The organism is Georgenia sp. 311 (assembly GCF_006151955.1).
GTDB classification, from domain to species: domain Bacteria; phylum Actinomycetota; class Actinomycetes; order Actinomycetales; family Actinomycetaceae; genus Oceanitalea; species Oceanitalea wutianyii.
In genome coordinates this window covers 22,405-33,441 of sequence record NZ_VDFS01000038.1, presented here as the reverse complement: position 1 = coordinate 33,441, position 11,037 = coordinate 22,405, and the positions used below count along the sequence as shown (strand labels likewise).

Sequence of the window (11,037 nt, the reverse complement as noted above, 5' to 3'; positions counted from 1 at the left end):
CTCGGCCGGCGCCTGCTCGACGGCGCCGGCCCCACTCTCCTCCGAGGACACTCTTATCTACACCTGTAGACTACTGCTCGCTGATGACGACGTGGCGGTGGGGCTCCACCCCGGCCGAGTCGCTCACCAGGCCGGCAGCTGCGACGGCGTCGTGCACGACCTTGCGCTCGAAGGGGTTCATCGGGTCGAGCGCGACCGACGCCGCCCCCGCCTTGACCTTGGCGATCGCCTCCTGGGCGATCGCGGTGAGCGCGACCTTGCGCCGACGCCGGAAACCGGCGATGTCGAGCATGAGACGGCTGCGCTCACCGGTCCGTGCCTGCACGGCGAGGCGGGTCAGCTCCTGGAGGGCGTCGAGGACCTCGCCGTCCTTGCCGACGAGCCGCTTGAGGGCACGGTCCTCGCTGTCCTCGTTGACGATCTCCACCGACGCGCGCCCGTGGTCGATGGACAGGTCGATGTCGCCGTCGAGGTCGGCGATGTCGAGCAGCTCCTCGAGGTAGTCCGCCGCGATCTCGCCCTCCTCCTCGAGCCGCTTCACGGTCGTGGAGACCTTGGTCGCCTCGGGACGTGCGTCGGCCTCCTGCTCGGCAGTCGTCTCCTCCGCCGCGGGAACCACGTCTTGCTCGCTCACGAGTTGATCCTTCTCTCTCAGCCCGACGACCCGGGCACTGTCAGGTCTGGTCTACTTGCCGGACTTGCCCGGCTTGTTGCGCCCCCGGCGCTCGAGCTCGGCTCGCCGCTGAGCCGCTCGCTGCGCGTGCCGTTCGGCTGCGCGCTCCTGGGGCGTCTTCTTCTTGGCGCCGTTCGCCCCGCCGCCGGCGGTGCCGGACGTCGTCTTCCCGGCCGTGGCCTCGTCCACCACGGACTCCGTGGCCGCCGAGTCCGCGCTCGTCGCCGAGGCAGCACTCGCACCCGTCGCGCCGGACGGCCTCGCCGTGGCCCCAGCGGGCCCGCTCTTCTTCGCGCGGTCCTTCCGCTTGGGCTGGACGCGCTGGCCCTTCTGGACGGGTCGCTCCGGCTCGGCGGGCTCGGGCAGCAGCTGCTCCACGGGCACGCCCTTGCGGGCGGCTTTGCGCTCGAGCTTGGCCCGCTCGCGCTCCTTGAACTTCTTCTCGGCCTCGGAGCCGGGCGCCGGCATCTTGCGGATCGTGTAGAACTGCTGGCCCATCGTCCACAGGTTCGTCGTGAGCCAGTAGACGAGCACACCGATCGGGAAGTAGACGCCGGAGAAGGCGAAGACGAGCGGCAGGATGTACATGAGCATCCGCTGCTGCTTGGCCATCGGGTTGTCCAGCGCGCTCTGCGGCATGTTCTTCATCGTCAGCTGCCGCTGCGTGGTGAACGTCGTCACCGACATGAGGATGATCATGACGATCGCGAGGACCCGGACGTTCATCGTCGACGCGGTGAGGAACGTGTCCGACAGCTGAGCCCCGAGCAGGGTCGAGTCCTGGAACTGGGCCGCCGTCGAGGCGTCGATCGGTCCGAGGGGCTGCCCCTCGCGGTAGGTGCCGTCGGCGATCTGGGGCATCGAGTAGAGCACCCGGAACAGCGCGAAGAAGATCGGGGACTGCGCGAGGATCGGCAGGCAGGAGGAGAACGGGTTGGTCCCGTGCTTCTGGTAGAGCGCCATCATCTCCGCCTGCATCTGCTGGCGGGACGCGGGGTCGTTCTTCCCCTTGTACTTCTTCTGCAGCTTCTGCATGTCGGGCTGCAGCATCTGCATCCCGCGCGAGGCCTTGATCTGCTTGAAGAACAGCGGGATCAGGAGGATGCGCATGATGACCGTGAGGCCGACGATGGCCAGCGCCCACGACCAGCCGCTCGACGGGTCCAGCCCGACGGCGGTCCAGAACTCATGGAAGAGATAGAGGATCCACGCGACGACCCACTTGATGGGGTACAGGATCGTGTCAAAGAAACCCATGAGGGCTGGCTCCTAGAGGTCTTGCGGCGCGTCGTTCGACGGCGCCCCACCGGCGGCTACCCCGAGAGTACGGGGTCGAGCGGACCGTGAGGTCCACGGCATCGGGTCGCCCTGCTCGGGGACGTGGTCGACCCCGCCGTCGCTCCACGGGTTGCACCGCAGCAGACGCCAGCCGGCCAGCAGGCTCCCGCGCACCGCGCCGTGCCGCTGCAGGGCGGTCACCGCGTAGGCGGAGCAGGAGGGGTAGTACCGGCACGAGGGTCCGAACCACGGGGAGACGATGAGCTGGTAGCCCTTCACGAGGAGCGCGAGCCCGCGGCCCACGACCCGTCCCAGCGCAGTCATCGCTGCGCCCGACGCCGTGCCCGGCGCAGCGCGACGTCGAGGTCCTCGCCGAGCTCGGCGCTCGACGCGCCCCGGGCAGCAGGAAGCGCCCGCACGACGATCGAGTCGCCGTCGTGCAGGTCGTTCATGCGCGGGGCCAGCAGGCCCCGCAGCCTCCGCTTCACCTGGTTGCGCTCGACGGCGTTACCCACCGCCTTCGACACCACCAGGCCGGCTCGGGGCGGGGTCGTCTCCCCGGCGCTCGGGGCGCCGAGGTGGACGACCAGCCGCCGCGTGCCGCTGCGGGCACCACCGCGCACCGCGTCGGTGAACTCCTCCGACCGACGCATCCGGTGCTGCGGCGGCAGCACGGGTCAGGCCGAGAGCTTCTCGCGGCCCTTGCGGCGGCGAGCGCTGAGGATGGCGCGCCCGGCGCGCGTGCGCATGCGCAGCCGGAAGCCGTGCACCTTGGCACGCTTGCGGTTGTTCGGCTGGTAAGTCCGCTTGCTCACGGCAGTACTCCAAAACGTCGGTTGTCGTCGTGCTGCCCTGGGCAGCTGAGTGCGCGGTACGGCTGCTCCTCGGACCCACATGCGGGCACCACGGAAGAGCCGTCAGGACGGCTCAGTCACGATACGCGAGACGGCGATCGCCGGTCAATCACGCGGCCCATCGTCCGACTATGCCATCCCTCACGATGCTTCTGCACATCTGTGGATAACTATGTGGACCGAGGGTGGGGATGCGACACTCGAAACGTCTGCCGACCCTGTACGAGAGGACCACTGTGCCCGAGAACGACGAGATCACCGGCCTGTGGGCACGGGCTGTGGACATCCTCACCGAGAACGGGGACATCGGCGGCGCCCAGCGGGCCTTCATCCGTCTCACCCGACCGCTCGGCGCGGTCGACGGCACCCTCCTCCTCGCCGTGCCGAGCGAGTTCGCCAAGGACTTCCTCGAGACCCGGGCACGCACGAGCCTCACCGAGGCGCTCACCGAGTCGGCCGGCTCGCCGGTCCGCTTCGCCGTCACCGTCGACCCGACGCTCGAGGAGACGAGCCCGCGGGTGCCCGAGACCGAGACACCCGAGGACGCCGAGCCGCCGGTCTCGCCGTCCGCCGCGGTGCGCCAGCGCTCTGCGGCCGACGCCCGCCGCAACGCCGCCGATGCCGAGGCCGACGCCGCCCGGCTCAACCCGAAGTACACCTTCGAGACCTTCGTCATCGGCTCGAGCAACCGCTTCGCCCACGCGGCCGCCACCGCCGTCGCCGAGTCGCCGGCCCGCGCCTACAACCCGCTGTTCATCTATGGCGGCTCCGGTCTGGGCAAGACGCACCTCCTGCACGCCATCGGCCACTACTCCCGCAGCCTGGACCCGAGCGTCCGGGTGCGGTACGTGAACTCCGAGGAGTTCACCAACGACTTCATCAACTCCATCCGCGACGACAAGGCCGAGGCCTTCCAGCGCCGCTACCGCGAGGTGGACGTCCTCCTCATCGACGACATCCAGTTCCTCCAGGGCAAGGAACAGACGATGGAGGAGTTCTTCCACACCTTCAACACCCTGCACAACGCCAACAAGCAGGTCGTCATCACCTCCGACCTCGCGCCCAAGCGGCTCAACGGGTTCGAGGACCGGATGCGCTCGCGCTTCGAGTGGGGCCTGCTCACCGACGTCCAGCCGCCGGACCTCGAGACGCGCATCGCCATCCTCCGCAAGAAGGCGAACAACGAGAACCTCGAGATCGACGACGCCGTCCTGTCCTACATCGCCTCGCGGATCACCTCGAACATCCGTGAGCTCGAGGGCGCCCTCATCCGGGTCACCGCGTTCGCCAACCTCAACCGCCAGCCGGTCGACGAGTCCCTCGCGGTCATGGTCCTCAAGGACTTCATCACCGACACCGAGGGCGAGGAGATCACCCCGACGCTGATCATGGGCCAGACGGCGGACTACTTCTCCGTCTCGATGGACGCCCTGTGCAGCGCCGACCGGTCGAGGGTCCTCGTCAACGCCCGGCAGATCGCCATGTACCTGTGCCGCGAGCTCACCGAGCTGTCGCTGCCGAAGATCGGTCAGCTCTTCGGCGGGCGCGACCACACGACCGTCATGCACGCCAACCGCAAGATCCGCGAGCAGATGGCCGAGAAGCGCTCGACCTTCAACCAGGTCACCGAGCTGACGAACCGGATCAAGCAGAAGGCCCGCACCGGCGGGGCGTGACGCTCGAGGGCGCCAGGAGGACGTTTCGGCGTTCCGGAGCCAATGCACAGTTGTGGACAAATCTGTGGATTGCGGTGGACAAGGGAAACTTGTCAGTGGACAGGTTGTCCCCGATCCGTGGATCCAGCCGACACGAACGACACGAATCCACCGACCTGCCAACTTGTCCCCACCAGGGTGCGCCCCCGTACCCACATCGTCTCTGCCCGGCTGACCTGCGCAGACGTCGCTTCTCCACAGTGTCCACACCAGCGATGACGATGACGAGACCTCTCTTCAAGACAGCCTGTGAACAACAACAACGGTCCGGGCCCCGACTGCCCAGACCGGACCGGAGGACCGGCCGACTCGCGTAAGGTTTCCCGTGCGCAGCCCTTACTCGCTGCGCCGTGGTGCAGCGAGAGAGGTCAACATCGTGAAGCTCAGGGTCGAACGGGACGTCCTCGCCGAGGCCGTTGCCTGGACAGCACGCTCCCTGCCGGTGCGTCCACCGGTCCCGGTGCTCGCCGGCGTCCGTCTCGAGGCCAGCAGTGAGGGATCACTGACCCTCTCGACCTTCGACTACGACGTCTCGGCCCGCTCCACGGTCCCGGCCGCCGTCGAGGAGCCGGGAGTCGTCCTCGTCTCCGGGCGTCTGCTGGCCGACATCGCCAAGGCGCTGCCGGCCAAGCCGGTGGACCTCACGCTCGACGGCACCAAGGTCGTCCTGCGCTGCGGCGCCAGCCGCTTCACCCTGCTGACCATGCCCGTCGAGGACTACCCCGCGCTGCCCGAGATGCCCGAGCTCTCCGGCACCATCGACGCCGACGTCCTCACCCAGGCGGTCGCCCAGGTGAGCATCGCGGCCAGCCGCGACGAGACGCTGCCGCTGCTCACCGGTGTGCGCGTGGAGATCGACGGCGAGAAGCTCACGCTCATGGCCACCGACCGCTACCGGCTGGCCCTGCGCGAGCTCACCTGGCACCCGAGCAACCCGGCGTTCAACGCCGTCGCCCTCGTGCGCGCCCGCACCCTGTCCGACGTCGCGAAGTCCCTCACCAGCGCAGGCACCGTCGACGTCGCGCTCGCCCAGGACTCCGCCTCGCTCATCGGCTTCGCGGCCGGCGGCCGCCAGACGACGTCGCTGCTCGTCGACGGCGACTACCCGCCCGTGCGCCGGCTGTTCCCGGACGAGACGACGACGCACGCCGTCATCGCCACCGGGCCGCTCGTCGAGGCCGCTCGCCGCGTCTCCCTCGTCGCCGAGCGCAACACCCCGATCCGGCTGAGCTTCTCCGAGGGCCAGGTCGTCCTCGAGGCCGGCCAGGGCGAGGACGCGCAGGCGTCCGAGGTGCTCGAGGCCACGCTCGTCGGTGAGGACATCGTCACCGCGTTCAACCCGCACTACCTGCTCGACGGCCTCGGCGCCCTGAGCACCGACTTCGTCCGCCTGTCGTTCACCCACCCGAGCAAGCCCGCGGTCCTCACCGGCCAGGGCAGCGCCGAGGGGGAGAGCGAGGACGAGTTCCGCTACCTGCTCATGCCCATCCGGTTCGCCGGGTAACCCACCGCGGGAAGGACCCCGCACCCCGACGAGAGGAGCCGACATGCACATCGGCATGGTTGGACTGGGCCGCATGGGCGGCAACATGCGCGAACGCATCCGGGCCGCGGGCCACACCGTCACGGGGTACGACACCGACCCGGCGATCAGCGACGTCCCGTCGCTGGCCGAGCTCGTCGCCGCCCTCCCCGAGGGCGAGCGCATCGTGTGGGTCATGGTGCCTGCAGGCGCCCCGACCCACGCGACCCTCGAGGCGCTGGCCGCCCTGCTGTCCCCGGGCGACCTGGTCATCGAGGGCGGGAACTCCTACTACCGCGACGACCAGGAGAACGCCGCCATGCTCGCCGAGCGTGGCATCGGCTACGTCGACGCGGGGATCTCCGGCGGCGTGTGGGGCCGCGAGTACGGCTACGGCACGATGGTCGGCGGCAGCGCCGAGGACGTCGAGCGCGCGATGCCCATCTTCGAGGCACTGCGTCCCGAGGGGCCCCGAGAGGAGGGCTTCGTCCACGCGGGGCCCGTCGGCGCCGGGCACTTCTCCAAGATGGTTCACAACGGCATCGAGTACGGCCTCATGCAGGCCTACGCCGAGGGCTACGAGATCATCGCCTCACGCTCCGACCTCGTCCCCGACGTCACCGCGGTGGTGCGCTCCTGGCAGCGGGGGACCGTCGTGCGCTCCTGGCTGCTGGAGCTGCTCGTCGACGCCCTCGAGCAGGACCCGGGCCTCGCCCGGATCGACGACTACGCCGCGGACTCCGGCGAGGGCCGCTGGACCCTCGAGGAGGCGATCGACAACGCCGTCCCGGCCCCGACGATCGCCGCTGCCCTGTTCGCCCGCTTCTCCTCCCGGCAGGAGGCCTCCCCTGCGATGAAGGCCGTCGCCTCGCTCCGCGAGCAGTTCGGAGGCCACGCGATCCGGCGTGCCGACGAGCGCTGAGGATGTACGTCTCCAACCTCTCCCTGCACGACTTCCGGTCCTACGAGGAGCTCGTCCTCGCGCTCGACCCGGGAGTCACGGCCTTCGTCGGCAACAACGGGCAGGGCAAGACGAACATCGTCGAGGCGGTCGCCTACCTGGGCACGTTCTCCAGCCACCGGGTCGCCTCCGACGCCGCGCTCGTGCGGCAGGGCGCCGGCGGGGCGGTGATCCGGGCCAAGGCCGTGCGCGGGGGCCGCGAGACGCTCGTCGAGCTCGAGATCGTCGCCGGTCGCGCCAACCGGGCCCGGCTCAACCGCTCGCCGGTCAGCCGCACCCGTGACGTCCTCGGCATCGTCCGCAGCGTCGTCTTCGCGCCGGAGGACCTCGAGCTCGTCAAGGGCGACCCGTCGGCGCGCCGCCGCTTCCTCGACGACCTCCTCGTCCTGCTCACCCCGCGGCTGGCGGGCGTGCGCAGCGAGTACGACAAGATCCTGCGCCAGCGCGGCGCGTTGCTGAAGTCGGCCGGCGCCTCGCGCCGGCGCGGGGGCAGCGGGCCCGACCTGTCCACGCTCGACGTGTGGGACGGCCACCTCGCCGCCGCCGGCGCCCAGATCGTCGCGGCGCGCGTCGAGCTGCTCCGGCGCCTGCGCCCCCTCACCGCCCAGGCCTACGAGGAGGTCAGCGCCGGGCAGAGCGAGGCCCGTCTGGGGTACCGCTCCGCACTGCTCGCCGTCGACGGCGAGGGTGAGGCGACGGCGGAGGAGGAGGACGCGCTCACCGACGTCCCCGCCCTCACCGAGCGGCTCGTCGCGGCGATGGGCGCGCTGCGGAGCAAGGAGATCGACCGCGGCGTCAGCCTCGTCGGCCCGCACCGCGACGACCTCGTCCTCACCCTCGGTGGCCTGCCCGCCAAGGGCTACGCGAGCCACGGGGAGTCGTGGTCCTACGCGCTGGCGCTGCGACTGGCCTCCTTCGAGGTGCTCAAGGAGGACGACGACGGCGGCCCGATCCTCATCCTCGACGACGTCTTCGCCGAGCTCGACGTGCGGCGCCGGGAACGGCTCGCCGCGATGGTCGCCGGCGCCGAGCAGGTGCTGCTCACCGCCGCGGTGCCCGAGGACGTGCCCGAGGCCCTCGCCGGGGCGCGCTTCACCGTCGCGGGAGGGCAGGTGACCCGTGACTGACCGGCCGGAGAAGGACCAGGCGGCCGGGGACGGCGCCGACACCCCCGCCACGGAGGAGAGCCCGGACGCGGCACGCCAGGCGCTGGCCCGTGCCCGCGCCGCCGCCGCGGCCAAGGGGCTGCGGCGCACCGCGCCCGGGCGCCCGGCGCCGGGCTCACGACGTTTTCGTCCGGGCCCCGGGCTCGGGGACGTCGGCAGCGGCGCAGGCCCCTCCCGCCGTGACCCGCAGCCGCTCGGGCCGATCGTCGACAAGATGTTCGCCGAGCGCGGCTGGAGCGCGCCGGTGAGCATGGGCGGCGTCGTCGGACGGTGGCGCGAGATCGTCGGTGACCACCTTGCCGAGCACTGCGTCGTCGAGACCTTCGACGACTCCGTCCTCGTGCTGCGGGCCGACTCCACGGCGTGGGCGACCCAGCTGCGACTGCTCCAGCCCCAGCTCGAGCGACGGCTCGCCGAGGAGGTCGGGGAGGACACCGTCACCGAGATCGTCATCCGGGGACCGGGCGGCCCCACGTGGACCCGAGGGCCGCGGTCGGTGCGCGGGCGCGGACCACGCGACACGTACGGCTGAGCAGCCCGGAAGCCGCGCCACGACGCGCGTCACACTGTGGATGAAGCTGTGGATATGCGGTGATTCAGGCACCGACGCAGTAGAATCGGGTGACCCCGCCCGCGGGAGTCGGCAGGAGTCGCACACCGGGGGCAGCTGTGGTGCCCGGCCCATCGTCCCGAACCAGGTGACGGTGCGGTGCTGCGCCGCGACAACTGATGAGGAGAGCGCCAGACAGTGGCTGACGAGACGCCCCCGAGCACCGGCACGAGCCCGCAGGAAGCCGGGTACGACGCAACGAACATCACGGTTCTCGAAGGCCTCGAGGCGGTCCGTAAGCGCCCCGGCATGTACATCGGGTCCACCGGTGAGCGCGGCCTGCACCACCTGGTCTACGAGGTGGTCGACAACTCGGTCGACGAGGCACTGGCCGGGCACGCGACCACCATCGACGTCACCATCCTCGAGGACGGCGGAGTGCGCGTCATCGACGACGGCCGCGGCATCCCCGTCGACATCGTCGAGTCCGAGGGCAAGCCGGCCGTCGAGGTCGTCCTCACCGTCCTCCACGCCGGCGGCAAGTTCGGCGGTGGCGGCTACGCCGTCTCCGGAGGTCTGCACGGCGTCGGCGTCTCCGTCGTCAACGCCCTGTCCACCCGCCTCATCGTCGAGGTCCACCGGGACGGCGCGATCTGGCGGCAGAGCTACCAGGACGGCGTGCCCACCGCGCCCCTCGCGGAGGTCGGCACCACCGACAAGACCGGCACCACGGTGACGTTCTGGCCCAACGCGGACATCTTCGAGACCACCGACTTCGACTTCGAGACCCTCCGCGCCCGCTTCCAGCAGATGGCCTTCCTCAACAAGGGCCTGCGCATCGCGCTCACCGACGAGCGGGCCGGCGTCACCGACGCCGGCGACGAGGTCACGGGAGACGAGAAGGGCTCGTCGGACGACGCCCACGAGGGCCACCGCGAGGTCGTCTACCAGTACGCCAACGGCCTGCAGGACTACGTCCAGCACCTCAACTCCGCCAAGAAGGTCGATCTCATCAACCCCGAGATCATCGACATCGAGGCCGAGGACCAGGACCGGAAGATCTCCGTCGAGATCGCGATGCAGTGGACGAGCGCATACTCCGAGTCCGTCCACACCTACGCGAACACGATCAACACCTCCGAGGGCGGCACCCACGAGGAGGGCTTCCGCGCGGCGCTCACCTCGCTGATCAACCGGTACGCCAAGGACAAGAACATCCTCAAGGACAAGGACGACAACCTCACGGGTGACGACATCCGCGAGGGCCTCACCGCCGTCATCTCCGTCAAGCTCGGCGAGCCGCAGTTCGAGGGCCAGACGAAGACGAAGCTCGGCAACACCGAGGCGCGCACCTACGTGCAGCAGGTCGTCTACAGCCACCTCGGCGACTGGCTCGACTCCCACCCGAACGAGGCCAAGGACGTCATCCGCAAGGCCCAGCAGGCCGCCGCGGCCCGGCTCGCCGCCCGCAAGGCGCGCGAGGCCACCCGCCGGAAGGGCGCGCTGGAGTCCGCCTCCATGCCCGGCAAGCTCAAGGACTGCTCGAGCCGCGACGCGAGCCGCTCGGAGATCTTCATCGTCGAGGGAGACTCCGCCGGCGGCTCGGCCGTCCAGGGCCGCGACCCGGAGACGCAGGCGATCCTCCCGCTGCGCGGGAAGATCCTCAACGTCGAGAAGGCGCGCCTGGACAAGGCCCTGGGCAACCAGGAGATCCAGGCGCTCATCACCGCCTTCGGCACCGGCATCGGCGAGGAGTTCGACATCGCCAAACTCCGGTACCACAAGATCGTGCTCATGGCCGACGCCGACGTCGACGGCCAGCACATCACCACGCTGCTGCTCACGCTGCTCTTCCGCTACATGCGCCCGCTCATCGAGAACGGCCACGTGTACCTGGCCCAGCCCCCGCTGTACCGGCTCAAGTGGACCAACTCGCCGCACGAGTACGTGTACTCCGACCGGGAGAAGGACGCGCTGCTCGCCGAGGGCGCGGCCGCCGGCAAGCGGATGCCCAAGGAGAGCGGCATCCAGCGCTACAAGGGTCTCGGCGAGATGAACGAGCAGGAGCTGTGGGACACGACGATGGACCCCGAGACGCGCACCCTGCGACAGGTGACGGTCGGGGAGGCGGCAGCCGCGGACGAGGTGTTCTCGGTCCTCATGGGCGAGGACGTCGAGTCCCGGCGTGAGTTCATCCAGCGGAACGCACGCGACGTGCGCTTCCTGGACATCTAGCCCGCGCCCCGCCCCACCCGCTCCCGCAGACGGACAGAAGGACGACAGTGACCCAGCCCCCAGCCGACCACATCGAGCAGGTC

11 protein-coding genes are annotated in these 11,037 nt (G+C 70.2%); 6 read left to right on the top strand and 5 right to left on the bottom strand.

What is annotated here, in order from left to right; all coding sequences use genetic code 11:
* Nucleotides 1–70: 70 nt before the first annotated feature.
* The 5 genes from FHE66_RS07040 to rpmH all read right to left on the bottom strand — a co-directional run bounded on the left by FHE66_RS07040 (nt 71) and on the right by rpmH (nt 2,766).
* Nucleotides 71–541: a R3H domain-containing nucleic acid-binding protein gene (locus tag FHE66_RS07040; protein ID WP_230976653.1), complete on the bottom strand. Its 471-nt coding sequence runs from the start codon at nt 539–541 to the stop codon at nt 71–73.
* A gap of 144 nt (nt 542–685) precedes the next feature.
* Entirely contained in the window at nt 686–1,930 is a 1,245-nt protein-coding gene (yidC, locus tag FHE66_RS07035) for a membrane protein insertase YidC (RefSeq protein ID WP_139072258.1), read from the bottom strand.
* Between the two features lie 12 nt (nt 1,931–1,942).
* Nucleotides 1,943–2,275, bottom strand: coding sequence for a membrane protein insertion efficiency factor YidD (yidD, locus tag FHE66_RS07030; protein ID WP_139072257.1), 333 nt, complete (start codon nt 2,273–2,275; stop codon nt 1,943–1,945).
* On the bottom strand, nt 2,272–2,625 hold the full coding sequence (rnpA, locus tag FHE66_RS07025; protein WP_139072256.1) for a ribonuclease P protein component: 354 nt from the start codon (nt 2,623–2,625) through the stop codon (nt 2,272–2,274). The genes yidD and rnpA overlap by 4 nt, the downstream gene beginning before the upstream one ends.
* A gap of 3 nt (nt 2,626–2,628) precedes the next feature.
* On the bottom strand, nt 2,629–2,766 hold the full coding sequence (gene rpmH / locus FHE66_RS07020) for a 50S ribosomal protein L34 (protein WP_139072255.1): 138 nt from the start codon (nt 2,764–2,766) through the stop codon (nt 2,629–2,631).
* Nucleotides 2,767–3,041: 275 nt separating this feature from the next.
* On the opposite strand from rpmH, the gene dnaA reads away from it, so the two are divergent.
* The 6 genes from dnaA (at nt 3,042) to gyrB (ending at nt 10,954) form a co-directional block, all read left to right on the top strand.
* Complete coding sequence (dnaA, locus tag FHE66_RS07015) at nt 3,042–4,481, top strand: chromosomal replication initiator protein DnaA (RefSeq protein WP_230976471.1); 1,440 nt, start codon at nt 3,042–3,044, stop codon at nt 4,479–4,481.
* 415 nt (nt 4,482–4,896) lie between these two features.
* The gene (gene dnaN, locus FHE66_RS07010) at nt 4,897–6,024 is read left to right on the top strand and encodes a DNA polymerase III subunit beta (RefSeq protein WP_139072253.1); all 1,128 of its coding nucleotides are present in this window, start codon (nt 4,897–4,899) and stop codon (nt 6,022–6,024) included.
* 43 nt (nt 6,025–6,067) lie between these two features.
* Complete coding sequence (gnd, locus tag FHE66_RS07005; RefSeq protein WP_139072252.1) at nt 6,068–6,964, top strand: phosphogluconate dehydrogenase (NAD(+)-dependent, decarboxylating); 897 nt, start codon at nt 6,068–6,070, stop codon at nt 6,962–6,964.
* A gap of 2 nt (nt 6,965–6,966) precedes the next feature.
* Complete coding sequence (gene recF, locus FHE66_RS07000) at nt 6,967–8,130, top strand: DNA replication/repair protein RecF (protein ID WP_139072251.1); 1,164 nt, start codon at nt 6,967–6,969, stop codon at nt 8,128–8,130.
* Nucleotides 8,123–8,701: a DUF721 domain-containing protein gene (locus tag FHE66_RS06995; RefSeq protein WP_139072250.1), complete on the top strand. Its 579-nt coding sequence runs from the start codon at nt 8,123–8,125 to the stop codon at nt 8,699–8,701. The genes recF and FHE66_RS06995 overlap by 8 nt, the downstream gene beginning before the upstream one ends.
* A 216-nt stretch (nt 8,702–8,917) precedes the next feature.
* Entirely contained in the window at nt 8,918–10,954 is a 2,037-nt protein-coding gene (gene gyrB / locus FHE66_RS06990) for a DNA topoisomerase (ATP-hydrolyzing) subunit B (protein ID WP_139072249.1), read from the top strand.
* Nucleotides 10,955–11,037 lie beyond the last annotated feature (83 nt).

Coding starts and splice junctions, on each gene's coding strand:
- yidD (WP_139072257.1), bottom strand. CDS start 2,275: ATGACTGCGCTGGGACGGGTCGTGGGCCGCGGGCTCGCGCTCCTCGTG.
- yidC (WP_139072258.1), bottom strand. CDS start 1,930: ATGGGTTTCTTTGACACGATCCTGTACCCCATCAAGTGGGTCGTCGCG.
- gnd (WP_139072252.1), top strand. CDS start 6,068: ATGCACATCGGCATGGTTGGACTGGGCCGCATGGGCGGCAACATGCGC.
- recF (WP_139072251.1), top strand. CDS start 6,967: ATGTACGTCTCCAACCTCTCCCTGCACGACTTCCGGTCCTACGAGGAG.